This window comes from uncultured Zhongshania sp. (assembly GCF_963975605.1).
Classification (GTDB): domain Bacteria; phylum Pseudomonadota; class Gammaproteobacteria; order Pseudomonadales; family Spongiibacteraceae; genus Spongiibacter; species Spongiibacter aquimaris.
The window spans coordinates 1-24,790 of sequence record NZ_CAXBHN010000019.1; the positions used below are offsets into that span (position 1 = coordinate 1).

A 24,790-nucleotide genomic window follows, 5' to 3' on the forward strand; every position below is an offset into this window, starting at 1 on the left:
CCAACCGGCCAAGATAGTTGTCGTCAACCGGTCATCCTAATTGTCGCCGAACAGGACATCAAGGCGTTAATGGAATATGTAGGCTGGAAGGATATTAAGACTGCGTTAAAATATATCGAAGCTGATGATCCATTTTTAAGTCAATACAACAAAAGCCTAAACTTGCCCGATAACCAAATGTAAGGTCTTCAGGGCAGATTCCACTAAACCAGTTTTGATGCCTTCATAGAGTTGATCATTATATCTAGCCCTTCATGGGGGTCTGCACCAATGAGCTGGCAATACTCAATAAACTCTGACAGCTCTATTTTTCTACGGTCCTGCTCCATTTTCCCCAATACAGAGTGGTGCCGGCCCAGTAATTCTGAAGCCGCACGTAACGATAGCCCGCTCTCCTCCCGCTGCTGCTTCAACCAGATGCGCAGGTTTTCGTAGTGAACTGTATAGGGAGATGGCTTCATTGTCTCGATGATAGAGACAATGTAGAATGTCGCGAAATTCGAGACAAGAAAGACGATATACTGCTTCATGAAAAACATACAAATCAAAGATGCACTTCTTCATGTTTTGAAAAACATGTCAGACACACCATTCACCGTTGCTCAGTTGACACAAAAGTATCTCAAGCATCAAGAGACCCAACACAGCTCAAAAAAGGCTGCGCGGCAATATGTCTATCGCAAAATGAAATGCTTGATTGAAAATGACCAATTGATCAAGTTGCCGGACGTTAATGGCTGGCCACGTTACCAGTTAACATCTGAATTTCTAGATGTTTCAGTGGATCATCTTGCTAATGTAAAAATAACAGACGACGTTAAAACCAATCGACAACCCGCCGTGGCTGCCCATCGACATGTTTCTTCGCTAAAAGAAAAGCTCAGCCGTTATAGAACGGAAATGCTTTGCGCTATTGGCGAATCTGAAGAATACAGCGCGCTTTGCAATGAACACCCTGATCTACGTGAGAGCGCACAAGACTTGTATAACCAGGCTCGTGAACGCAGCGCCACGCTGCTTGGCAAAATGAAAGCGCTTGAAAATATGCTTTCCCAGTATGCAGGGTAGCATCATGCAACTTAGACGATGGCAATACGAAGCAGTCGAAGCTGCTCTAACGAAGTATGAAACGGAGCACCCTCACTTTCTCTGCTTAGCGACACCAGGTGCCGGGAAAACATTCATGGCATCAAGAATCGCCAAAGAATTGATGGATTCAGGGAAAATTGATTTAGTTTTTTGTTTTTCACCCTCAGTCAATGTCGCTACATCATTCCAAGCGTCAATTGAGTCACAATTAAAATGTAAATTGGATGGATTACTTGGGTCAAAGGGTCGATCCCTTACGTATCAGTCAATGCCCAGCCAAGACCTCTCTTTTTGGTCTCTCCTGTCTCAATACAAAACATTGGTTATTTTTGATGAAATACATCACTGCGCTGGCGACAATTTGGACAACGCAAATGTCTGGGGTCAAAAAATCATCCAACATATTCAAGGGGAGGCAGATTATACGCTCGCTCTATCAGGTACGCCTTGGCGCTCAGATAAAGTCCCCATCGCGCTCTCAAGCTATTGTGTAGATGGAGTTATACAGTGTGATTATAGCTACGGATTAGAGCGAGCAATTCAAGATGGTGTATGTCGAATACCTAAGATCATCGCCGTAGACAATGACGAGATCACATTATTATCAGGTGACGAGAGGGAGCGCTATAGTTCATTTGCAGAACTCCTTAAGCAATCTAAATGCACCTACCAGCAGCTTTTAGATAGTTCTGACTTGATTACCTATATGATCAAGATCACTGCAAAAAAAATTAACGAGGTTAGAAAAAGGCAACCTAACTCAGGAGCCTTGGTCGTCGCGGCAACAGTCGAGCATGCGATTAAAGTCGCCGAGATTATAAAGCGTGATACCGGAGATTCGGCCCGTGTAGTGACGTATTTACACGATGGCGCACAAGATACCATTCGAGATTTTCGAGAAGCTAATGATAAGTGGATCGTTTCTGTAGGCATGATTAGCGAAGGTACCGACATCCCTCGTCTAAAAGTATGCTGCCACCTTACGAGGGTGAAGACAGAATTGTATTTCAGGCAAGTTTTAGGACGTATATTGCGGTCAACGGGTGTTGAGAAGGATGAAGGATTTTTATTCATTCCGGCCGAACCAAATTTAGTCGAATACGCAGAACGAGTTGTTGAAAACATACCCGACGCTAACACCATTGCCATTGAACTTATGACTGGAGGCATTACGGCAAGCGATGAACCTGCTCAACCCCCGTCGCTAAGCGACAAAGAGAAAGATCAGAAGCCAATCGAGGAAGTTGTTTCCCCTATTGACCTAGCTTCTGACGGCGAACTGATAGAGTTTTCAGATTTACAACCACTGACTCTGGCTGAGTCATACGATGCATCGATCGGCTTCTTTGGACGATTTAGGCAGGAAATAATAAATCTATCGATGCGGAATTTTCCGATCGAGGGCTAGGCTTAGGCGGTGAAAGCGAGCAAGAACATTCCCGCTACAAGGGCGTAGCGTACCGCTAACTAAATTTGCATCGGTATTCTCGAATAAGACAGTAGCGTCAGCCACCCTCAAAACTGCCCTTGCCTTCTGCCATTCACTCGACTCGACATGTTTGTTATAAATACTTCAATAAAAACAATATCTTACTTAATAAATACGCAATATTTCGGCCGATATTGTCAAGTAGCCGAATACCCACTATAACAGCTCGTACACTATATTCCAATACGTCACAGTATCGGAAATAAGGAATAGGTATCTATAGGTTGATTGATCCCTTAAGCCCTGCTGGCGGATTGTTAGGATTAATGACCTCTACCGCGCTGTACTCATTTTCATGCAAACACGTTAATCCAGTACCAAAATCCTTGAGAGTATCTAAGGTGCACTGATCTTCGTAAATGACTACGTCGCAACCGCAAGGCTGTGCTTCGGCTAAGTATTGGTATGGAGCCATAATTCAGAATCCCTTCTAGTTTAAAGTTTTACCGGCAAACTGTGGCGCGGGCGCCTCAGAGCCGCTGCTCGCGCTCACAGTAGCTGCCGGATTTTCACTGAGTTCACTTAGAGCTGAATAGCCACTAGCAAACCCAAAGCAAGTCTCGGGAATGTTAACGCGGTCCGGTTTTTGCTCGTGGAATTTCGTACACTTGCCTGAGATTTGCCCCCCCTTTTCCTCATGGCCTACAGGCTTATATTGAGTTAGTACATGACGTGTATTACAGAGCCTAATTTTCCGTCGACGAATGAAGACGCAAGTAAATTAGCCACCATTCGCACACTGCCGGTAAGACCTGTTTTTATTATGGGCCTACACCGTTCGGGAACGACTTTTCTATATGACTGTATTGCGAAGTCATTTCCCGTAGCTCATCTAAGCCTTTATCACCTCTTGTATTTTGACCGCCTACTTGTCAACAAAGAGCATGGCAGCGAACAACAAGATAAAGATTTACTCAACCGCTATTTTACAGATAAAGGTATTAGCGATAGGAATATTGACGGCACGCATATTAATGCTGATGCCGTTGAAGAATATGGTTTTTTGTTACGAAAGAAGTCGGGTTCATTCAAAATTAATGATCACAATGCTGATTTCTTTGCACTCTTGTGTCAAAAGTTACTAGCTGTCCAAGATGAAACCATGGCAGTTTTGATGAAGAATCCGTGGGACACAGGTAATGCGAAAAGAATTTTAAGCTACTACCCAGATGCTCGGTTTATTTACATTTCCCGTGAACCTATTGCCGTACTTAATAGCATGTTAAATGCGTTTCTCTCCTATCTTGAAGGTCCGCAAGATTACCTTGAGATACTATTGAACGATGGCAATGGCAGAAGTAGTTACCGTAGCGGCTATATACTATGGATGGTACTGAGAGGAGTTCGTAAATTAGTTGGCCCTAAAATCACCGCCAGACTTGCCCGTGGATTGCTTGCCAAGAATGTCGCGCAGCAAGTCACATCTTATCGCAAGGAGCTAAGTGAGATGCCCGCCAACCGCGCAATTGAGGTTGAGTATTCAGCGCTCATAAACAACCCATCAGCCGTAATGAAAACAATAGCGCCGCTTGTAAATTTACCTCTTGGCAATAAGCAGCGAAATATAAAGGTCACACAAAGGAAAAACCTAAATCCAGTCTTAATGAACTATGAAGAAAAATTAAACCAATTAGTTGATACAGCAGCATCTTAGCCCAGGAATAGTCATATCGATTGCTAAGCTATTATTTCTAACGCCCTTCGCTCGCTAAGGCATCCTGCCATCGCACGCCAAGACAGCCCCACCTATGAATTTTCCGCGTTCGATTAACCGAACTAGCATCTTGACGTCCCCACTAAATAGTAGAAAAGTCTGCCTAAATAACAGTGGCATACAATAAAAACACCAGCCCACAAAATCGCTATGTCTCACCTCACTATTACACATATGAATTATTTGAGCACTTCACACGAATTTAAATGTGTGTAATTACAGCGTTTAACCACTGATTTCCTTGTCATTAATATCTATTCATGAGCACTATGTCACACTATAGTGCAAGTATTAATACGTATTATGTAGCGGCAGCCAGAAGCAGGAATGGAATAAAGAGTGAAAAGCGTGCTAGCGGCTGTTAGTTGTAATTTTGCTTTTAAAACACCTTGGTTTAAGGGTTTTGAGACGAAGCACTATCTCGTGAAACGCCAGTAGTTCACCGCTGATCTCAGATGAAAGCCATTCGCTTTTTCTGCTGCCGGAAATTTAGCAGAGAATAAATGCATAGCCTGCATCAACTTATTTATATGTAATACGCCCACATTGAGACTAGCAAAATGACCGAAAGCATAGCCGCAAAATCAACCATGACGTCACAGAGTCGATCCGGTAAAGATGCTAACTACGTAGCCATCGATGCTCTGGCCTTTAACGATCTTAAACCCAGCCGGTCGACGAGCCGCCCTCTGGTATCACCGGAGCCTCGATTTTTGCCACTGGCGCAGTCTCAACGCGGCCTGTGGTTTGGCGAAAAAATTGGACCCAAGGACGCGATATATAATATTGCTGAATACTGCGAAATTCTCGGCGACATTAATCCCGTTGTTTTCATCGCAGCCCTAAAGCAAATCACCCAAGAAGCCGAAACGACCCGTGTAGAAATTCACGACACCGAAGCTGGTCCAAAACAAATAATATTAGATAGTTATAAAGGCGAATTCCCGTTTATCGACATGAGCACTTTTGATGATCCGCGGGCTTCGGCAGAAGCGTGGATGATGGAGGAATTTTGTAAGCCCGTTGATCTCGCCTGCGATCCGCTTTGGTTTTGCGCCCTACTTAAGATCGATGAACAGTGCTTTTTCTGGTATCAACGCAGCCACCATGTAGTACTAGACGGCTTCGGCGCAGGGATAATTTCACGGCGTTGCGCCGACATCTACAATGCGTTGATGGAAGAGCGAGATATTGGTGCTAGTCCGTTTTTACCCTTGGCCGCACAGCTTGAGCAGGAACGATCCTATCGCGAATCTTCGCGCCATGATCGGGACCGCAATTACTGGTTGGAACAACTAAAATCGCTTCCAGACCCAGTGTCCTTAACGAGTCACAACGCTGTTCGCGCTGGTGGTTTACGGCGCAGTACTGCTCGTCTGACGCCAGATTCAAGTAAAGCCCTACGTTCACTAGGATTGCAAGCGAAGGCAAGTTTGCCTCAGGTTTTGATTAGCCTTTTTGCGACGTACATATACCGTATGACCGGTGCTGACGATTTAGTATTCGGCATGCCGGTCACTGCGCGCGCCAACAGAGAGATGCGCAGTATTCCATCCATGATGGCCAATGCAGTGTCTATTCGATTAGCCATGGAGTCTGATTTAACCCTATCGGACCTGGCCAGCCAAGTTTCTAAAACTGTGCGCAGCTCTTTGCGGCATCAACAATTTCGCTATGAAGATCTACGTCGTGAATTAGGCTTATTGGGCCAAGGGCAGCAAATTTCTTGGGTTGGCGTGAACATAGAACCTTTTGATTACGACTTAAGGTTTGGCGGTCACAAATGCCTCGCTCACAACGTAAGCAATGGGACGGTCGAAGATCTCACTATTTTTGTATACGATCGCGGCGAGTACGACGGCCTGCGTATCGACTTAGACGCCAACCCGGCACTATATTCCCAGCTTGAACTCGATGTGCATCGCGATCGTTTTGTCCGCTTGATTAACGCGATTCTGAGCGATTCCGCTACGCCCATTGGTAAAGTTAACCTATTGTCAGACGAAGAAGCATATCAATTACTGACTACCTGGAATGCAACAGACAGAGCGCTACCGAACACGAATTTACTCGCGTTATTTGAACAGCAGGTAGCAAAAACGCCAGACGCCACGGCTATTACCTGCGGCGATGATAAAATCACCTATCAGAGTCTAGAAGCCAATGTATGTGAATTAAGTCAAACCTTATTAGAACTCGGTATAGGCACTGGTGATATTGTGGCGATAGCCCTTCCCCGCGATATTTCAATGCCCACTAGCTTGCTCGCTATCATGAAATCCGGTGCGACTTATCTACCACTCGATCCCACTGCGCCGGCCGAGCGCTTGGCAATGATTATAGAGGAAGCTAAGCCGAGTCTTCTCATTTCAAATTCAACAATTAGTGAAACACTGCGTGGTAATACTACCGCGGTGTTAAATTTAGATATTGCGAAGAATTTAAATATCTCTCTATCAGTTCCTGCCCAGAAGCTGCCAAAAGCACCTGAAATAGATGGTGAATCCAGTGCCTACGTAATCTATACATCGGGTTCTACCGGCCGCCCTAAAGGCGTTGAGATCAGCCATCGCGGCTTACTTAATTTTTTACTGGCAATGCAAGATGAGCTGCAAATTCTGCCAGCTGATAAATTACTTGCTCTCACCACCGTAGCCTTTGATATTGCCGCACTAGAGCTTTATTTGCCCTTAATAAACGGCGCCGAAGTGGTTATTGCTAGTCGGGAGCACGCCAAAGACCCTGCGAAATTAGCGAACTTAATCTGTAAAGAATGTATTACGGTGATGCAAGCGACACCGTCGCACTGGCAGGCTTTAATTGTTGATCACGCAGATCAATTGGGAAATATCCGCGCACTGGTTGGCGGTGAGGCGCTCCCGGCGCAACTCGCACATAAAATGCGTAAGCTGGGTCACCCCATTGTGAATCTTTACGGACCAACAGAGACCACTATTTGGTCAACCATTATGCGTCTAGATGGCGACGATTTAGACTCGCCACCGATTGGTCGGCCTATTTTAAATACCCAGGTCTATGTTTTAGATCAAGCCATGCAGCCTGTGCCATTGGGTGCTATTGGTGAACTGTTCATCGGCGGTGCTGGTGTAGCAAAGGGCTATTTACATCGGCCAGAACTTACCACCGAGCGCTTTCTCGCCAACCCCTTTGGCGATGGCCGCCTTTATAAAACCGGAGACCTTGCGCGGTGGCGATCAGACGGTGTACTCGAATACCTTGGCCGAAATGATTTTCAAATCAAAATTCGCGGCTTCCGCATTGAAGCCGAAGAAGTAGAAGCCCATATCCAGCGCTGCGACGGTGTCCAACAAGCCGTCGTTACCCTTCGTGAAAATCCCCACGGTGAGAAAAAACTTGTCGTGCACATTGTGCCGGTGCAAGTCGACGACAATCTTTTCGCAGAAATTGACAAGACGATACTGCGCAAGCGGTTAGAACAAACGCTGCCAGATTATATGATTCCATCGATATTTATGTGCGTTGATTCTCTGCCTACCAATGTTAATGGCAAATTAGACCGCAACGCACTTCCGGCACCACAGTGGCAAGTAAGTCATGAATATATCGCTCCGCGTAACGAGTTAGAAGCACAACTCGCCAAGCTCTGGGGTGAGGTCTTCAATATAGAACGCATCGGTGTCCACGATAGCTTTTTCGATCTGGGCGGTGACTCCCTTACCGCGGCAAAGATGGTGTCAAAATTACGAGAACTGACCAAACGCGATATCGCGCTTGCCGCAATATTTGAAGCCAGTACCATCGCCGAGCTAAGTGAGCAGCTGGAGAACCAGCAAAACGTCGATCCACTAGGTATCGTGCTTCCGCTTAAAACCACTGGCACAACAAGGCCACTTTTTTGTATTCACCCAGTGATAGGTTTGAGTTGGGCCTATAGCGGCCTAGGCAAATATTTAGCTAGCGAGCAGCTGCTTTACGGTATCCAGGCCAGAGGCTTAAGTGAGGAGTTTCAGAGCAGCGGTGCTATTGGTTTACCGCAAAGCATTGGCGAAATGGCCGCTGATTACATTGAGCATATCCGCCACGTGCAGCCAGCAGGTCCGTATAAATTATTAGGCTGGTCCCTAGGCGGCTTGTTAGCACACGAAATTACCAGGCGCTTAGAAGCGGACGGCGAGCAGGTAAGCCATCTGACTGTGCTCGATGCGTATCCGTATATTCAGAACCAGGCTCCTAGCAGTGAGGCTCAGCTTGTTTGTAGTGCTCTCAACTTCATGGGACTGCCAACCACATCACTGCCGTCTGGCTCTGAAACTATGGCTGCACTGACTGACTTACTTTGTCGCGAATACGATATTTACAATTTGCCTTTTGTGAAAGAAATGCAGCAAAGCAACGGCGATATTATTGACGGAGTCAAACAGATCATCGAGAACAACCTCGCTATTTCAAGAGAGTTTGTGCCCGGAAAGATCAATGCCGACATGCTATTTATTGCGGCATCACAAACAGCAGATACGGATATGAATAGCGTGTTGCACAATAATGCCGAGGTTTGGCGCGAGCACGTAGCTAAATTAAGCGTGCACTTTGTGGACTGTCATCACCAGCAGATGTTTGATGCACAGCCTCTAGAGATCATTGGTCCACTAATAGCGCAATCTATCAAAGCCTGATTACGCAGTGTCTTTAAAAATACACGCTTGGGAATACGTTTCTTATAGAGATGTATTTTAAGTAAAACGATTTATGCGGAAGCCAAAGTAGTAATGAATATCACGATTTTTAGCATTGGCACCCAGGGTGACGTACGGCCGTTTATTGCATTGGGACTCGGCTTGCAGGCCGAGGGCCACAAAGTCTGTATTGCCAGCGGTAAAACCTGTGAAACCTTGGTAAAGAATCACGGCCTTCGTTATTCGCCATTAAGCGCCGACTTTCTTGAAGTAATGGCCAAGGATCCGCGTGCAATTCAACGTGGCTTGAATCCGCTAAAATTAATGAATACCGCCCGCGCTCATCTGAAAGAGATGGCACAGCACTGGGCCGAAGAAGGCTTAGCCGCCGCAGAGGGGGCTGAGCTATTACTCGGCAATGGCATGATGGCGGTACTGGCGAACTCTCTAGGCGAGGCCCTAAATATCCCAGCTGTTGAGACCCATTTGCAGCCAGTAACGCCCTGCCCTGACATTCCACCGATGATGCTCACTCCGCCGGACAAACCCCGCAACGGCGCTATCAACGAGATGCTTTACCACGTTTTGCGCGCAGTTACCTGGCGAATGCTGAGCGCAGCCTATGGGCCTGTTCGCAAATCCTTAAAACTTAGCACCTTGCCCTGGTATGGCCCTTATTACCGCCAGAAAAAGCAAGATCGACGCATTCTCTACGGCTTCAGCCCGGCTTTACTACCACCTTCGACAAGTTGGCCTGCCGGCGTACAGGTATGCGGAAACTGGTTTTTGAGCGGTGAGTCGCAATGGCGAGCGTCTGAGGAATTACTGGATTTTTTAGCTGCCGGCGAGAAGCCAATCTACTTGGGCTTTGGCAGTATGCTAAGTGACGACACTGACAATCTAAGTGCAATAATCTACGAGGCCATTGCGAGAAGCGGCCGCCGAGCCATTATTGCCACAGGCTGGGGCGGACTCGAGGCACAAGCTCAAGACAATGAAAATATCTTTGTTATCGACGCGGCGCCGCACGACTGGCTGTTTCCTCAAGTTGCCTTAGCGGTACATCATGGTGGCGCAGGCACGACTGCCGCGGCAATTCGAGCCGGTATCCCGTCAGTGGTGATCCCCTTTTTTGGCGACCAGCCTTTCTGGGCATGGCGCCTTGCGCAAAATGGCGTCGCGCCCAAAATGCTCAAGCGCAAATCACTTAGCGCCGCAGGCTTAGTCGACGCTATTGCAGAGGCAAGCGCCCTTTCTATGCAAAATAGCGCGCGTGAGCTGGCGCAGGAAATCGCCAAGGAAAATGGTGTTAGAACCGCAATTAAATTGCTTCGGCAGTGGGAATTATTAGGACCGTCTGCTAGCCAATCTGGCTCTGAGCCGGCGCGAGCTGATCACAGTGGTACAAGGGATATTGGTAAAGCTAGCGGAATGAATAATGGGGGCACAAGTAAAATCACCTCTGACTCAGGCACTACAACATCAATTGTTTAACATTGAGTACGATAAAACCAGCGGTAAACTTCGTAAATAGGGCAGACAATATCGCGATGCCTAAATTTCAGGGCATTTGTACCCATTATCGCTTCGATGTAAACCGCTATAGCGACGATCTCTATATCCACCATCAAGTGCCCTTCCCCAGCGCATTTCATTCAGCATCGGCGCTGCGCAAGGCGGAGTTTATTGCGGGCCGTATCGCCGCAGAACAGGCCTTTATCGGCTTAGGACTAGAACCGCAAACAGTTCCTATCGGCAATCTTCGCGAACCCCTCTGGCCCAATTCAGTCCTTGGCTCAATAAGTCATCACAACGGTCATGCATATTGTTTGATGATGCCGCGACCAGCAAATCTACATTCGCCAGTCAGACTAGGGATAGATGTAGAATCGCTTATTGGCAATGATGACGTAGATACGATGGGTGCAAATATTATGTCGTCATCTGAAATCAGTTTAATGTCGACTTGTTTTAAACAGTCAGAATTTGCCCTGACCTTGGTTTTCTCTGCAAAAGAGTCGCTATTTAAAGCACTTTACCCTGCTGTTGGACGCTATTTTGATTTTCTGGATGTTCGTCTTTCTAGCATTAATCTTGACGGCAATAGTTTGGCATTTACCTTACGCCATGATCTTTCAATGCACCTTTTTAGAGGATATACAGTCACCGTTCACTGGCAACAGCTCGCGAACGCGGTCGTTACCTGGGTATACCCTGAGTAAATCTAGGTCGTAAAAAACTTCCCTACTTTGAGCAAAGCGCTTAACCTCAAGAGCAGTAGATAATTGTAAAAACCCGTTCTGGGAAGGCGAAGTCAATGCACGACCATCACCACCATCATACCGCTTCTGAACGCATAGGCTGGGCTTTTGCCCTTAACTTCTGCTTTACCATCATTGAATTTATCGGTGGCTGGTTAACGAATAGCACCGCGATTATGGCTGATGCGGTACATGATCTCGGCGATTGTCTAGCCATTGGCATGGCGTGGTGGCTGAACAAACTTGGCGCCAAAGAAGCCAATAACCGCTTCAGTTATGGCTTTAGTCGCTTTTCCTTATTGGGCGCTTTAATTAACGGTGTAATTTTAGTATTGGGTTCTTTGTGGGTGCTAAGTGAAGCAATACCGCGGCTGGTAAATCCCCAAATGCCGGACGCAGCGGGTATGCTCGGTTTGTCAGTATTGGGTATTGCGGTGAATGGCTTCGCAGCATACAAACTAAATGACGGTAAAACCCTAAATGAACGAATGCTAAACTGGCATTTGCTTGAAGATGTTTTAGGTTGGGTGGCGATATTCGTCGTGTCTATTGTGTTGATGTTTATTGAGTTACCGATTTTAGACCCGGTTTTATCAATAGGCTTTACGCTCTTTATTTTATTTAACGTAGCCAAAAACCTCACCGAAACCCTGCGCTTATTTTTGCAGGCAACGCCGGATCATCAATTGCGTGAGCAGATTTTAGAAAATTTAGCCGAGCTGGAGCACGTCAGCGATATACACCACCTGCACCTTTGGTCACTCGATGGCGAGCAACATGTGTTAACGGCGCACTTGCTATTAAAACAACATTACCAGCAAACCGAATTACTGCGCTTAAAAGCACTCATCGCCAGCGCGATGAAGGGCTTCCCCCTAAGCCACACAACCATCGAGTTTGAATTCCCCGATGAATCCTGTCGTGATGACCACCAATCTGAACTATCCCACCATCATCATTAAATGTCGTAAACGGTAAAAATGAATATTGTGGCGTCGTGCAGATTCGCTCAAACGCGCTATTCCGCAAGTCCATAGCCAAAAGTGCGAATAATGGACTTAGCTTTTTCCGACTTTAAAAACGCGATAAATTCCGTAGCAGCAACACTGTTTTCTCCCGCTTTAAGCAGCACCGCGTCTTGCTTGATTGGACGATAAAGTTTTGGGGGCACAATCCAAGCAGAACCACTTTTCAGCTCGCCGTTTTCCATAATCTGAGACACCGCGACAAAGCCAATATCAGCGTTACCCGTACTAACAAATTGGTACGTTTGGGCGATGTTTTCGCCCTGTACCCAGGAATTACGCGTTGAGTTTTCAAGTGATAAATGACGTAACACATCGAGCGCAGCAATGCCGTATGGTGCTAGCAAAGGGTTAGCCAAGGCTAATTTATTAAAGTGTCCTGAACGCAAAACCTCGCCATTTTCATCCACAAAGTCCGATTTAGATGACCAAAGTGCTAAGGCGCCAACAGCGTAGGTAAATCTATTTTTAGGGGTAACTAAGCCCGCCTTTATTAACGCCTCTGGTTTTGTTTGGTCGGCAGACAGAAAAACCTGAAATGGCGCACCGTGGCGTATTTGCGCATAAAATTTACCGGAAGAGCCATAGGATACATTGAGGGAATGACCAGTTGTCTCTTCAAATTCGTCGCCTAGCGGTCGCATCGCGGCGGTGAAGTTCGATGCAACAGCAACAGAAAGTTGGTCCGCATGACTAATGATAGTGATACACATTAAATTTAAACAAACTAGTAACTGACGCGCAGCCCCCATTTTTATTCCTTTTCGAAATTTTTGTTAGCTAATACGTCTTGCATTCGATACAGCATAGTGGAAACAAGTTTCATTCAGTATTGGCAAGATTAAAAAGTATCGTGCAGCAGACCTTACAACGGCGTAATGTTTGGCCATCACTCGATCTAGAGGTCCGGCCGGTAAAACGGCCAAATTTAGCCACTTTGATCGCAGCTAATTGATTTATAATAGATTTCTAAAAATTTAGCTCGAATGTCATCGGCATAGTCTCTCTCTCGGTGTTCAGTTCAAAACTGCCTAATCTGCCGAGATGCTCTGTGTGGTACGGCGAAAACGAGGCCATCTGTTCTCGAGTGATCTCATGACCCTCCGCTTTCAACTGGTTGAATGCTTCGGTCATCGCATTGACGTTATGCAAAATGGTCATATTGGCCAGTAAATGATTGTATTTCACAATCTTGCCTTGCTCATGCCGTAAATTTGAGGCGATCTTCCCGCCGTTTGCAAAGAACAACCAGCTCGCAAATTCATTAAATTCTTCACTTTTGCACGTTGCCGCCTGGATGGTCTTCCTCAGATCAAGGTCGGTAATGTACTCCAGCAAAAACATGGTGCGTACGACTCGCCCCAATTCGCGAAATGCAAAATACAATTTATTTTTTCTATTCTTGGTTCCGAAACGCCGAAGGATAGTCGATGCGGTAATCTTCCCGGCTTTAACCGACATTGCTGTACGTAGCATATCCGGATAATGCATTTCAATGAGATCCCAGCGGATCGGGTCTTTAAAAAGTGATTGAATATGCTCCAGCACCATCGATTTATCGGGCTTATAGAACGTCAAATCTTTTATGTTTCTAATTCGCGGCATTAGCTTGATTCCCAGCAAATAAGCTAAGCCAAACACAGTCGTTGATTGGGCCTGTGTATCACCATGGATTGTATCCGGGTTAAAATCTGACTCGTCGTTAAGCAGCCCGTCCAGGATATAAATAGCTTCGTAAACGCCACAAGGAATGAAACGGCTGAACAAGGCGATGTATGTATCCGAAACATGGTAGTAAGCGATGCCGCCAAAGTGGCCATAACGAATGTGGTATTCAGAAAGTAAGTTATCTTCATAAAGATCCCATAATTTCCCGTCAGCTGATACGCTGTTTCCCGAGCCCCAACAATCGATTAAACGGTATTTCTTGTAGGCACTGCTGACCTTTGCAATTGCCTTGTCCAGCCTCTCCTCGGTGCCTCGCTTAAGATTGATCCGCGCCACTTGCTTTCGAGAAATCCCTTTAACGGAGCGCGCTGTTTCTGTAGGACCGATATTGGTTCCGTAGCAAAACAACGTGAGTACAAATCGCAATAATGGATCTTCGACACGTGACTCAAACCCCGATAGCGGACCAAAATGTTTATGAAGCTCAAGCCATTGTTCAACATTCAAAATGACGTCCAGTAAGTTAATTTTTTCGAGCCGTTCTCTTAGCAAAGCGCCAATGGCTTCAATTTCTGCCAGTTTTTCAGCCGGTTTGGGTTTGCCGATAACGAGTAAACCCTTTTCTATACGAACGGTTTCATCATTTGGAAAAAGCTTATCTGCTTTCAGACAAATTGCTGTCATTTCGTTTTTTAATGCAGCGGCGAACGCTTCGTCGCCCGGTTGAATGCCAACCAGCTCCGAATAGCTTTCATAGTCGGTTTCGTATTCCTCCCAACTGATTAACTGTTCTCTATAGTCATCAAATGTTTCGCTGTAAGGAATGTATAGATCGCCGGTGCTAAGTTCTTCAGCGACACGCTCGAACACACAAAGCTCGAAACAGGCTCGGTCTACATGTGTAATTTTTGCGGTACGACTGGTTTTGCCGGTGACCAGTTTCCACCACTTTTCGCGAACCCAGCGGATATTAATGACATTGTCGGAGCTATCATCGCCCTCACGTTCTTGGATGCATAGCGTGTCCACGCGGCGATTTTTATGCGCGATAATGAACTTGAGTGCGTGCAAAACATTCTTGTCTTCCGAGGCAGAAACCAGATTTAAAACTTCAACCGCCCGAAAGAGTGATGATCGCTGTTTTTTATACAGCCTGACCATGAACGGCAAATAGTTATTGTCGGCATAGGCCATGTATTGTTCGCACAGTTGCAGTAATTGCTCGCTGTCTTTTCCTAAAACCGGATCAAATGCGTTAACGAACTCAGGTTTATCCAGATAGACCTTGATCGTTCCGGACAGCACCGAGATCAATCGATCCGTATTTTTTCGATGCTGCACCAAGTACTCTTCCAAATGCTTTTGCGCCGTAGCATCCATTTTTTGTAGGAGCTTGATGACGATTTGCGCTGCGTTGTCCAGCGTTTGTGCGTATTGATGGCGTATCAGTATGATTACCATCGCAATTCGTTTGTTTGGTTTAAGCTTCATCAATTCAGCTTGGTCCAACGCTTTCGCTTCATTGATGAATTGGCGATGTTTGGTGGGTGGCAACGCTAAATCGGCAGGTAATGATTGTTGTAGTGTACTAAGCCACTCCAGGTAGGCTAAGTAGGCATTGATGTTCCGAGGCGTTGGTCGCTTGGGTTCGTTTTTAAGCGTGCTCCAACCAAACCCGTTTACACCGGATTGTCCAATGATAATTTGCTGCACGAGTGCCTGTCCCTCTTTGGTGAGGTAATCGCATAGTTGCTCGTAGTATCCATTGTTAATGTCAGCCCTGGCGGACCGACATATTTTAAAAAGTGTGTGAAAGCCAGGAAGTTCATGGTTTTCTTTTACGAGATATTCGAGCGCGACGTTAATAATGTCCGGCAAGGCTTCTTTTGTTTTCGCTGCATCCAATGCCCACTGACGAATGAGGTCGGGTGTGGCATCTGAGTCGTAGGACTTAAGATTTAAGTGCTGCCTAATCAGCTTGATATGTCGATCTTTCGTTCCGGACGCGTAATAGGAACGTAGTTCGCTGAGTGACACGCGAGACCGAGCGGCTTTTGTGATGTGCTGGATAACAACGTCGGGAATTTCATTCAGCGTGACAAATCGTCCCAGCCGTTGCACGATTTTCAGCTGAACCAATAAGCCTAAATAAGCTCCACTTGCGCGTTGGGTATGTTTTTGCGCAAAGCGTTTATCTGTGGCATCGGGTGTGTAAATGTCCCCAAGGTCATGTGGCTTTAAATCTTTTTTAATCCTCGGGTATGCCGTTTGATGAATAGCAACCATGCAATGTTACTCCATGCTTCTAGCATCCAAAGGCCGCGTCTCTGATTCACTTGTTGCCAAATCTCGCGCTATTGTTTGTCGGTGAAATGGATTTTGTGACTCAATGTACCGCATGGCAGATTGCACATCCTTCCAACCCACGTATTCCATTAACGACTTTGTGTCCCAGCCCTGTGCATTTGCCCAAGTGGCAAAACCACGTCGCAGCGAGTGGCTGCTAAACAAGTTCGCCTCGTCGATGTCGGCTCGGGTACAGCACTGTTGAATGATGCCAATGATGCTGGCCGGATGTAACGCGTCCCCGGATATCTGGCCCCACCGGTTAATCGAACGAAAGACCGGTCCACTTTTTAATTGCGCCGCGCTAACCCAGTCCAGATAAGCTTCGACTGGACACAGTTGTTGTAGCGCCGGTGCTTTGTATCGCCGACCCAGGCGGGAATGATCGCCTTTGCTGCGGGGTACAAATATTTCCATCCCTTGTCCTGACTGTGCCTGAATGTGCTCGACACAAAGACGTGCAAGCTCATCACTGCGAAAAGCTCGCCAGAAACCGATCAGCAACAACGCCTTATCCCGAGTCGACTGCAGCGCGTCTTTTGGCGAACCATTTTTAATGAAGCAATCAAAAGAGTTCACCAGGAGCATTAGCTGACTGAGCTGAATAGGTTTGGCTTGCTTTTGAATCACCGGGTGCAATTCTGCGATGCCCTTTAACACCTTTTTCACATGAGGCGCTTTGGTGGGATCTGGAAACCCCTGATCAAGATGCCAGGCTGCCAAACCCGCCAAGCGCTGGCGAAGGGTATTGACTGACAAGGTGTTTGCGTAATTCACCAGATACCGAGCCACGCTATCGGCTGTTGCTGGCAAAAAACCGCCCCATTGACTCTCGAAATGCTCGACAGCAGCGCGGTAACTTAAACGGGTATTGTCCCGAGTTGCCGCTTGAATATATTGATCAACGTCTGTCACCGCGACCCCCTTTCCTTATCTGCAAACGTTCGCTGAGATTTTGGTGAGAGTTCATTTAATATTCCGCACTGGTCAATCGATCTGGCGTGACCACATTTGTGCCGCAGCCGCTTTAGATCGCTCTGAAGGTTCTGGAGATCAGCAATACGAGTCTCAACAATGTGCAGATGTGCATCAATCATGTCATTCACCGCTTCACACGGTGTACCAGGTGAATGTTGTAGGGCTATAAGATGTTTAATCTCGCTTAACGTCAGGTCCAGCGCGCGGCAATTCTTGATGAAGGACAGCTTTTCAAGCGCGGCTGTGTCATACAAGCGGAAGTTGCCGTCAGTACGTGCAGGCACGGCAATCAAGCCCTCCTTCTCGTAATACCGAATCGTTTGGATCGAACAGCCGCTACGTTTTGCGAGCTCACCAATTTTCATAGACTTCCACCTTGACTCTATAGCTACAATAGAGTTTAACCTTGTGGTATTCATGTAACAAGAGCTCACTATGTCAACAGATTCGAAGACTTGCTGTGGCTGCAACCCCACTGACGCGCCATCCCTATTTGAGGCTCAAACAAACAGCGATACGCCGGCTGAGGTGAGTCATGTAAGTGTATTTACTGTTCCTAAAATGGATTGCCCGTCAGAAGAAAACCTGATTCGCACCGCGTTTGGTAGTTTTGATGGAACTGTCACCTTCGCGTTCGACATCCCCTCTCGGAGCGTGCGTGTGTATCACCCCGATATGGCGGAGACCGTGGAAAAAACCATGGCGTCTGTTGGGCTTGGAGCAACGTTGGTCTCGCTCGAATCGGTGGACCGCGAGGCGGTTCAAACAGCCAAAGAATTGGCGAAGTCCGGGGAGACACGCGAGGCGCGAGTATTACGATGGTTACTGGCCATCAACGCTGCTATGTTTGTGTGTGAATTGGGCATGGGTATTGTGGCGCAGTCCACGGGGCTTATTGCTGATTCGCTGGATATGTTTGCCGATGCAGCGGTCTATGGTGTGTCACTGTATGCGGTGGGCAAGGCGGCTCGTCTTAAGCTCAAAGCGGCTCACCTTTCCGGCTGGTTACAATTGGTGCTTGCCGTGGGAGTTCTGCTCGAGGTGCTGAGGCGAACGATCTATGGGAGCGAGCCCGTTTCAACTCTTATGATGGGTATGGGCGTCGTGGCTCTGGTGGCGAATATCACTTGTCTCTTGCTGATCTTCAAATCGCGTAACCAGGGGGCGCATATGAAAGCCAGTTGGATATTTTCGGCGAATGATGTGTTGGCCAATGCTGGCGTCATCACGGCAGGCATCCTGGTGGCGTTGACCGGGTCCCAGATACCGGATCTGGTTATCGGGCTTATGATTGGGCTGGTGGTATTGAGCGGCGCTCGTCGTATACTTTTGTTACGATAATGACCCAAACCGAGAAAACGGATAAACGATAAAAATGCGTCAACGTGTCCTGACATATGCAGTGCTAATACTGATTGTTTTGCAATCCGGTATGGCTATGGGAGACGCGCACCAGCTGCATCAGTCAGGCAATGAGCATGTGGCTTTCGATCAGACCCACCAGCATCTCGATGGTCCCGAGTCCGATAAACACCATGTCGAAGACGCTTCGTCCTTGCAGGAGCGGGATTGTCACCACTGCTGTCATTGCCATGGTCGTTTTTGTCCCGCCATCCTGGTGCCTACCGAGTCCACATTATTGTCCAGAGGTTCTTCCCCCGTACCTGATTATTCTGAAAACGCTTTTCCCGATACCTTCGAAACCTTTCTGCGCCCGCCCAAAGCCTAAGCCCTAAGTACTGTTTATACCCGCACTCACGGAAATACGACTTACATTAGGATTTATCCCATGCGATTACCCACTTTTTACAGGTGTCATAAAGCCTGTCTGTGGCTTGCGCTTTTTTTCTGTAGTTTGACCGTCACGGCAAATGCTGAAAACACCGCTGCCACGCTGACCTTGAACGAGGCACTGGCCCGCACGCTGGCGCACAACCCGCAACTTTACCAATACCGCTTTACCAAGGACGCGTTGGAGGCTCAACGGCAAACCAGTGTTTTACGCCCTGCGATGGCACTCGAACTTGAGGTTGAAAACGTCGCTGGATCAGGCGATACCCAGGGATTTGATACGGCGGAAACTACCGTGGCGTTATCCTCGGTTATCGAAATGGGCGGCAAGCGTCAAGCCCGCGTCTCCTATGCTGATGCGCGAATCAACCAGGCTGAATGGGAACAGCAAGCCGTTTCTCTGGACGTACTGGGTGAGCTGACGGCGCTCTATATCGAAAGTCTGGCAACCCAAGCCAACATGGGGCTCGCAGAGGAGTCGCTGGGGCTTTCCCGGTCATTGCTAAAAACCGTCAAAACGCGCTCCAAACAGGGTGCTACACCGGAAGCAGAGGTCATGCGTGCTCAAGCTTCAGTTGCGCGCGCGGAAATTCGCCTTGCTGCGTTGGTGGAGCAATTCGAGCGTCAAAAGGTACAGCTTGCGCGATTCTGGGGTGATACGACTCCGACGCTTACCACGCTGGAGGGGAGCCTGTCTGAATTCGGGGGAAATCAGGGTTTTGACCAACTTTATGCTCGGGTGAAAACGTCACCGGCTCTTCAGGTGCTTGCGAGCGAGACACGGATCAGGGATGCAGAGGTGACGCTCGCGCGCGCCGGTGCGCGCAGTGATCTGACTTGGCGGGCGGGTATCACACGCTTCGAGGAAACAGGCGATACCGCCTTCACCGCCGGACTCTCCATTCCGTTGTTTTCCAATAACCGTAGCAGTGGCGAAGTAAGAGCCGCCCTGGCAAATCGCAATGCCGTGGATTATGCCCGTGAGGATCTGCTTTTACGTGTACATGCCCAACTTTTTGAAGCCTATTCGCTGAGAAAGCAAAGCATCGCGGCGGCCACTAAAACCCAAAATGCGGTGATTCCGGCACTGGAAAAGGCGCTCAGACTGACCCGCGAAGCTTATGAAAATGGGCGCTATCGCTATCTCGATTTGATTGCCGCCCAGGAAGAATTGCTTGCAACCAAACAGGCGTATATCGATGCGGCATCGACGGCACTCATCAGTCAGGCACTGATAGAAAAGCTGTCCAGCGAAGCCCTTAACCGCTAATCCAATCTTTTTTAATCGGGTTTGATAACGATCAGGCCTCAGGAATTTATGACTATGAAAAATCCGTTTATCACACTACTCACAGCGTTAATCATTCTTTTCAGCGCTTACGTTTACGCGGTTGATGATCACTCACATGATCATCAACATGAAGAAAGAGACAGCCATAAAAAACACATAATTTAGGTGACTCACCAGTATACGGATCAAAAAGGAAAAACAATGAATAAATATTTACTCTCACTACTTTTATTGCTAGGCGTTTTAGCGCCTATTCAAACCACTCTGGCGGATGATGACCATGACGAAGAAGAGTATGAAGAAATCAGTCGAATTAAAGACGAGTTATCTACAAAGGTTGGCATCGTTACCGAAAAAGCAACAGCCGGGACAATCAGTCAAACCGTCACAGTCTACGGGAGGGTGGCACAAGCGCCTGAGAACAGTCACGAAATTTATGCGCGCTTCCCCGGCGTCGTCAAATCAATCAACGTTACAATCGGCGATAGCGTTAAAAAAGGTGATCGCATCGCGACCATAGAGTCGAACGAAAGCTTAAAAAGCTATCCAATACTCGCTCCGATATCCGGGGTTATTGTGCAACGCCACGCGAACCCCGGTGAACCAACACAGGAAAGGCGATTATTGACGATTACCAACCTGGATACGGTGTGGGTAGAGTTCCGTATTTACCCGGGAAAACAGGCAAAAGTGAGCGCCGGACAGCCTGTTTCTATCACCATCAACGATAAGACGATTCTTTCCGATGTAGCCCACCTGATACCGGCTGAAGGTAAACCTTATGTGCTTGCGCGCGTCAAGATTGATAACGATGAATTAAGGCTTTCTCCAGGTCTGCTTGCCAAAGGGAAAATACATACCAATGAATTTGACGTTTCTTTAGTGGTGACGAAAGACGCCGTGCAAGGATTGGGAGAACGGTTAGGCGTGTTTGTTAAAGAAGGTGAAGCCTATGAGTTTGCACCTTTGGTTCTAGGGAAATCCGATGACCATTTTATTGAGGTCGTTTCTGGACTAGAGCTGGGCGCTGAATATGTTTCAGAAAATAGCTACTTAATCAAAGCGGATATTTTGAAATCCGAAGCTGAAGACGACGACTAGGGGTGCATCATGATTGAATCAATTTTGCGTCTCGCCATAGAGAGGCGTTTTCTATTTTTGAGTTTTATTTTAGTGATTGTCAGTATTGGCGTATGGAGTTATCAAAAACTTCCCATCGATGCGGTACCGGATATCACCAATGTACAGGTGCAGATTAATACCTCGGCACCGGGCTATTCGCCTCTGGAATCGGAACAACGGATCACCTATCCGGTTGAGACGGCTCTCGCCGGCTTGCCCAAGCTTTCGCACACCCGTTCTTTATCTCGCTATGGCTTATCTCAAGTCACCGTTGTGTTTGAAGAAGGCACCGATATTTATTTCGCCAGAAACCTGATTAATGCGCGGCTTGGTGCGATTAAAAGTGTGTTGCCTGCCGGGCTGGAGCCAGAGATGGGTCCCATATCGACCGGTCTTGGCGAGATATTTATGTATACAGTACAGGCTGATTCATCTGCGCGCATGAGTAACGGTGAACCGTATACAGCAACGGCCCTACGTGAAATTCAGGACTGGATCATTAAACCGCAATTAGCGCAAGTGAAAGGCGTGATCGAGGTTAACAGTATCGGCGGGTACAACAAGCAATACCATGTGATGCCGAACCCGGAAAAGCTTTTATACCATCAGGTCAGTCTCGACGATGTCGCCGATGCGTTGCGGTCAAATAACGATAACCGAGGTGCTGGCTACATCGAAGCCAATGGTCAACAGCTATTAGTGCGTTCTCAAGGTCAATTAGCCACGATTGAGGAGATTCGTCAGGTCATCATCAAACAAAACGATGGTGTGCCTGTGAAAATAGAGGATGTAGCAGAAGTTGCGATAGGCAAGGAACTCCGTACCGGTGCAGCGACACGAAATGGTGTGGAGACCGTACTCGGGACAACCATGATGTTGATTGGCGAAAATTCTCGTACAGTTGCTCGTGATGTCGCGCTTAAACTGGTCGATATTCAAGCCTCGCTGCCAGAAGGCGTTATTGCGGAAGCTGTATACGATCGCACAAGCCTGGTTGATAAAGCCGTTACGACTGTAAGCAAAAATTTATTGGAAGGCGCCTTACTCGTTATTGTTGTGTTATTTGTATTACTGGGGAATATACGTGCTGCACTTATCACCGCAGCAGTGATTCCTTTGGCGATGCTGATGACGATAACCGGCATGGTAAAAATGGGCGTGTCCGCCAACTTAATGAGCTTGGGAGCTCTCGATTTTGGGTTGATTGTCGATGGTGCCGTAATCATTGTTGAAAATTGTATTCGTCGCTTGGGTGAAGCACAGCATCAGAGTGGACGGCAGGAACTTCGTGAACGACTGAATACGGTATTTGACGCAACATCCGAAGTGATACGCCCAAGCTTGTTTGGTGTGGCCATCATTACAATCGTCTACATCCCGATTTTTAGCTTGACTGGCGTTGAGGGAAAAATGTTCCACCCAATGGCCGCAACTGTCGTTATGGCGCTAATTTCTGCCATGATATTGTCGTTAACGCTGATTCCAGCAGCCATTGCGGTGATTATGAATGGAAAAATCTCTGAAAAAGAAAGCATCGTCATCAGCGCAGCCAAATCTGTTTATCGTCCTTTACTACTTGCCACACTCAAATTTCGCTGGGTGGTCGTATCAGGTGCAGCTCTACTTGTGGCGTTCAGCCTTTGGCTGGCAACCACTCTAGGGTCAGAATTTGTGCCGCAGTTAAACGAAGGTGACATTGCTCTTCAAGCGTTACGCATACCCGGTACAGGCTTGGAGCAATCCGTCGAAATGCAGGAGGTTCTGGAAAAGCGCATTAAAGCGTTTCCGGAGGTCGATAAAGTCTTTGCGCGTATAGGGACACCAGAAGTAGCCACTGATCCTATGCCGCCAAGTATTGCTGATATTTTTGTGATTCTAAAGCCTCGAAGTGTATGGGCAGAACCATCAAAAACAAAGACTGAACTCCTTGAAGAAATAGAAGAAGCACTGTGGCAATTACCCGGCAACAACTATGAATTCACTCAACCCATACAAATGCGTTTTAACGAACTCATTTCGGGTGTCCGAGCAGATCTCGGAATAAAGATTTTTGGTGATGACCTGGACCAACTGACCCTTACCGCAAAAGACATCCTACGGGTTGTAAGCACCGTTGAAGGCGCGGCCGATGTCCGAATGGAGCAAGTGGAGGGATTGCCATCGTTATCAGTAAGCCCTAAACGAGAAACACTCGGTCGCTATGGTTTGAATGTGGTCCAACTACAGGATTGGATTGCTGCTGCAATAGGCGGCGAGTCAGCAGGCGTTTTATACGAAGGGGATCGTCGCTTCGAGCTGATCGTGCGCCTTCCCGAATTGCTAAGGCGGGACATCGAAGGGCTTAAATCTTTGCCTGTTCCCCTTCCCAGCGGCGACTATGTCCCCCTGGAAGAAGTGGCTTCTCTCAGTATTGCACCTTCTCCAGCACAAATTAGTCGTGAAAATGGGAAGCGACGTGTAGTAGTGACGGCAAACGTGCGTGGGCGAGACCTGGGAAGTTTTGTTAGTGAGGTAAAACAGCAAATTCGCGAACAAACAGATATCCCACCGGGTTATTGGCTGGACTATGGCGGCACCTTTGAACAATTGGAGTCTGCCAGTCAGCGTCTGTCCATCGTGGTACCCCTTACCCTGTTGGTGATTCTGGGTATTCTTGTCATGGCCTTTGCCTCACTCAGAGATGCCTTGATCATTTTCAGTGGTGTGCCGCTCGCTCTGACCGGCGGCGTATTGTTTTTATATCTGCGCGATTTGCCGCTATCGATCTCGGCCGGGATTGGCTTTATTGCGCTCTCCGGCGTGGCGGTACTCAACGGCCTTGTGATGCTCGCCTTCATACGCCAGCTATGGCATGAAACTGGGCAGTTGACTGAGTCAATCATAGAAGGCGCGATGATCCGCCTTCGCCCGGTGTTGATGACGGCTTTTGTAGCCAGTCTTGGTTTTGTGCCAATGGCATTGAACACGGGTACCGGTGCGGAAGTTCAGCGACCACTCGCGACCGTGGTTATCGGGGGCATTATTTCTTCAACCATTCTGACGTTGTTGGTGTTACCCGTACTCTATCAGTGGGTCCATCGCCGGGATAAACCTATCAAAAAATAATGGATGAACCCCCGGCTATCGCCGGGGTTCACCTCGCCTGTTGATTTCACTGGTTCAAAGCAGGAGGCACAATGCATCACATTCACACGACAATGACAGTAGTGTAGGATTCACGATCGTCGAGTTTATTGGTGGCATGCTTACAAAATAGCACCGCGATCAGCAAGAGAAGCAATTCATCATTAGTGGCAAGGCGAAAACGGTCGGCTTCATCTTTAGTTGAGATATAAGTCACCTGCTTAATCGAAAAGCAAGT

At 47.5% G+C, this 24,790-nt stretch carries 19 protein-coding genes; 12 read left to right on the forward strand and 7 right to left on the reverse strand.

The features are described 5' to 3' along the window. Window positions 1–183 (forward strand): hypothetical protein (locus AAC007_RS13870; RefSeq protein ID WP_339677563.1); only part of this gene is annotated, 183 nt, incomplete at its 5' end. A gap of 20 nt (window positions 184–203) precedes the next feature. Here AAC007_RS13870 and AAC007_RS13875 read toward each other — a convergent pair. Next, window positions 204–530: a helix-turn-helix transcriptional regulator gene (locus tag AAC007_RS13875; RefSeq protein ID WP_159238041.1), complete on the reverse strand. Its 327-nt coding sequence runs from the start codon at window positions 528–530 to the stop codon at window positions 204–206. On the opposite strand from AAC007_RS13875, the gene AAC007_RS13880 reads away from it, so the two are divergent. Both AAC007_RS13880 and AAC007_RS13885 read left to right on the forward strand, forming a co-directional pair. Further along, entirely contained in the window at window positions 529–1,068 is a 540-nt protein-coding gene (locus tag AAC007_RS13880) for a hypothetical protein (protein ID WP_339677568.1), read from the forward strand. The two genes, AAC007_RS13875 and AAC007_RS13880, sit on opposite strands and share 2 nt — an antisense overlap. A 4-nt stretch (window positions 1,069–1,072) precedes the next feature. Further along, window positions 1,073–2,497 (forward strand): DEAD/DEAH box helicase family protein, encoded by a 1,425-nt coding sequence (locus AAC007_RS13885; protein WP_339677570.1) that lies wholly within the window; start codon window positions 1,073–1,075, stop codon window positions 2,495–2,497. A 298-nt stretch (window positions 2,498–2,795) separates the two neighbouring features. Here the strand turns inward: AAC007_RS13885 and AAC007_RS13890 are convergent, their stop codons facing one another. Next, the gene (locus AAC007_RS13890; RefSeq protein ID WP_339677572.1) at window positions 2,796–2,993 is read right to left on the reverse strand and encodes a hypothetical protein; all 198 of its coding nucleotides are present in this window, start codon (window positions 2,991–2,993) and stop codon (window positions 2,796–2,798) included. A 252-nt stretch (window positions 2,994–3,245) separates the two neighbouring features. On the opposite strand from AAC007_RS13890, the gene AAC007_RS13895 reads away from it, so the two are divergent. From AAC007_RS13895 to AAC007_RS13915, 5 genes are all read left to right on the forward strand, one after another. Continuing rightward, window positions 3,246–4,232 (forward strand): sulfotransferase, encoded by a 987-nt coding sequence (locus tag AAC007_RS13895; protein WP_295872014.1) that lies wholly within the window; start codon window positions 3,246–3,248, stop codon window positions 4,230–4,232. 620 nt (window positions 4,233–4,852) lie between these two features. Continuing rightward, window positions 4,853–8,947 (forward strand): amino acid adenylation domain-containing protein, encoded by a 4,095-nt coding sequence (locus tag AAC007_RS13900; protein ID WP_339677577.1) that lies wholly within the window; start codon window positions 4,853–4,855, stop codon window positions 8,945–8,947. A gap of 93 nt (window positions 8,948–9,040) precedes the next feature. Next, window positions 9,041–10,441: a glycosyltransferase gene (locus tag AAC007_RS13905; RefSeq protein WP_339677579.1), complete on the forward strand. Its 1,401-nt coding sequence runs from the start codon at window positions 9,041–9,043 to the stop codon at window positions 10,439–10,441. Between the two features lie 56 nt (window positions 10,442–10,497). Then, window positions 10,498–11,169 (forward strand): 4'-phosphopantetheinyl transferase superfamily protein, encoded by a 672-nt coding sequence (locus AAC007_RS13910; protein WP_339677580.1) that lies wholly within the window; start codon window positions 10,498–10,500, stop codon window positions 11,167–11,169. Window positions 11,170–11,264: 95 nt separating this feature from the next. Then, window positions 11,265–12,170, forward strand: a complete 906-nt coding sequence (locus tag AAC007_RS13915; protein WP_295872025.1) for a cation diffusion facilitator family transporter — start codon at window positions 11,265–11,267, stop codon at window positions 12,168–12,170. Window positions 12,171–12,226: 56 nt separating this feature from the next. Here AAC007_RS13915 and modA read toward each other — a convergent pair whose 3' ends face one another. From modA to cadR, 4 genes are all read right to left on the reverse strand, one after another. Next, window positions 12,227–12,985: a molybdate ABC transporter substrate-binding protein gene (modA, locus tag AAC007_RS13920; RefSeq protein ID WP_339677582.1), complete on the reverse strand. Its 759-nt coding sequence runs from the start codon at window positions 12,983–12,985 to the stop codon at window positions 12,227–12,229. 217 nt (window positions 12,986–13,202) lie between these two features. Then, window positions 13,203–16,187 (reverse strand): Tn3 family transposase, encoded by a 2,985-nt coding sequence (locus AAC007_RS13925; protein WP_339677584.1) that lies wholly within the window; start codon window positions 16,185–16,187, stop codon window positions 13,203–13,205. A 6-nt stretch (window positions 16,188–16,193) separates the two neighbouring features. Continuing rightward, a complete protein-coding gene (locus AAC007_RS13930) occupies window positions 16,194–17,162 on the reverse strand; it encodes a site-specific integrase (RefSeq protein ID WP_339677586.1) in 969 nt (322 codons plus the stop codon). Then, complete coding sequence (gene cadR / locus AAC007_RS13935; protein WP_339677587.1) at window positions 17,159–17,590, reverse strand: Cd(II)/Pb(II)-responsive transcriptional regulator; 432 nt, start codon at window positions 17,588–17,590, stop codon at window positions 17,159–17,161. Before cadR ends, AAC007_RS13930 begins: the two co-directional genes overlap by 4 nt. Window positions 17,591–17,660: 70 nt before the next feature. On the opposite strand from cadR, the gene AAC007_RS13940 reads away from it, so the two are divergent. After that, window positions 17,661–18,566, forward strand: coding sequence for a cation transporter (locus AAC007_RS13940; protein ID WP_339677589.1), 906 nt, complete (start codon window positions 17,661–17,663; stop codon window positions 18,564–18,566). A 124-nt stretch (window positions 18,567–18,690) separates the two neighbouring features. Here AAC007_RS13940 and AAC007_RS13945 read toward each other — a convergent pair whose 3' ends face one another. After that, complete coding sequence (locus AAC007_RS13945; RefSeq protein ID WP_339677591.1) at window positions 18,691–18,819, reverse strand: hypothetical protein; 129 nt, start codon at window positions 18,817–18,819, stop codon at window positions 18,691–18,693. A 195-nt stretch (window positions 18,820–19,014) separates the two neighbouring features. On the opposite strand from AAC007_RS13945, the gene AAC007_RS13950 reads away from it, so the two are divergent. The 3 genes from AAC007_RS13950 to AAC007_RS13960 all read left to right on the forward strand — a co-directional run bounded on the left by AAC007_RS13950 (window position 19,015) and on the right by AAC007_RS13960 (window position 24,534). Beyond that, complete coding sequence (locus tag AAC007_RS13950) at window positions 19,015–20,286, forward strand: TolC family protein (protein WP_339677593.1); 1,272 nt, start codon at window positions 19,015–19,017, stop codon at window positions 20,284–20,286. Window positions 20,287–20,508: 222 nt separating this feature from the next. Beyond that, window positions 20,509–21,408, forward strand: a complete 900-nt coding sequence (locus tag AAC007_RS13955; RefSeq protein WP_339677594.1) for an efflux RND transporter periplasmic adaptor subunit — start codon at window positions 20,509–20,511, stop codon at window positions 21,406–21,408. Between the two features lie 9 nt (window positions 21,409–21,417). Next, on the forward strand, window positions 21,418–24,534 hold the full coding sequence (locus AAC007_RS13960; RefSeq protein WP_339677595.1) for a CusA/CzcA family heavy metal efflux RND transporter: 3,117 nt from the start codon (window positions 21,418–21,420) through the stop codon (window positions 24,532–24,534). Window positions 24,535–24,790: the final 256 nt, after the last annotated feature.

What these genes read in the sequence shown, in the direction of transcription:
- AAC007_RS13880 (WP_339677568.1), top strand. Translation starts at nt 529, where the DNA reads ATGAAAAACATACAAATCAAAGATGCACTTCTTCATGTTTTGAAAAAC.
- AAC007_RS13875 (WP_159238041.1), bottom strand. Translation starts at nt 530, where the DNA reads ATGAAGCAGTATATCGTCTTTCTTGTCTCGAATTTCGCGACATTCTAC.
- AAC007_RS13885 (WP_339677570.1), top strand. Translation starts at nt 1,073, where the DNA reads ATGCAACTTAGACGATGGCAATACGAAGCAGTCGAAGCTGCTCTAACG.
- AAC007_RS13890 (WP_339677572.1), bottom strand. Translation starts at nt 2,993, where the DNA reads ATGGCTCCATACCAATACTTAGCCGAAGCACAGCCTTGCGGTTGCGAC.
- AAC007_RS13895 (WP_295872014.1), top strand. Translation starts at nt 3,246, where the DNA reads ATGACGTGTATTACAGAGCCTAATTTTCCGTCGACGAATGAAGACGCA.
- AAC007_RS13900 (WP_339677577.1), top strand. Translation starts at nt 4,853, where the DNA reads ATGACCGAAAGCATAGCCGCAAAATCAACCATGACGTCACAGAGTCGA.
- AAC007_RS13905 (WP_339677579.1), top strand. Translation starts at nt 9,041, where the DNA reads ATGAATATCACGATTTTTAGCATTGGCACCCAGGGTGACGTACGGCCG.
- AAC007_RS13910 (WP_339677580.1), top strand. Translation starts at nt 10,498, where the DNA reads ATGCCTAAATTTCAGGGCATTTGTACCCATTATCGCTTCGATGTAAAC.
- AAC007_RS13915 (WP_295872025.1), top strand. Translation starts at nt 11,265, where the DNA reads ATGCACGACCATCACCACCATCATACCGCTTCTGAACGCATAGGCTGG.
- modA (WP_339677582.1), bottom strand. Translation starts at nt 12,985, where the DNA reads ATGGGGGCTGCGCGTCAGTTACTAGTTTGTTTAAATTTAATGTGTATC.
- AAC007_RS13925 (WP_339677584.1), bottom strand. Translation starts at nt 16,187, where the DNA reads ATGGTTGCTATTCATCAAACGGCATACCCGAGGATTAAAAAAGATTTA.
- cadR (WP_339677587.1), bottom strand. Translation starts at nt 17,590, where the DNA reads ATGAAAATTGGTGAGCTCGCAAAACGTAGCGGCTGTTCGATCCAAACG.
- AAC007_RS13940 (WP_339677589.1), top strand. Translation starts at nt 17,661, where the DNA reads ATGTCAACAGATTCGAAGACTTGCTGTGGCTGCAACCCCACTGACGCG.
- AAC007_RS13945 (WP_339677591.1), bottom strand. Translation starts at nt 18,819, where the DNA reads ATGGCAATGACAGCAGTGGTGACAATCCCGCTCCTGCAAGGACGAAGC.
- AAC007_RS13950 (WP_339677593.1), top strand. Translation starts at nt 19,015, where the DNA reads ATGCGATTACCCACTTTTTACAGGTGTCATAAAGCCTGTCTGTGGCTT.
- AAC007_RS13955 (WP_339677594.1), top strand. Translation starts at nt 20,509, where the DNA reads ATGAATAAATATTTACTCTCACTACTTTTATTGCTAGGCGTTTTAGCG.
- AAC007_RS13960 (WP_339677595.1), top strand. Translation starts at nt 21,418, where the DNA reads ATGATTGAATCAATTTTGCGTCTCGCCATAGAGAGGCGTTTTCTATTT.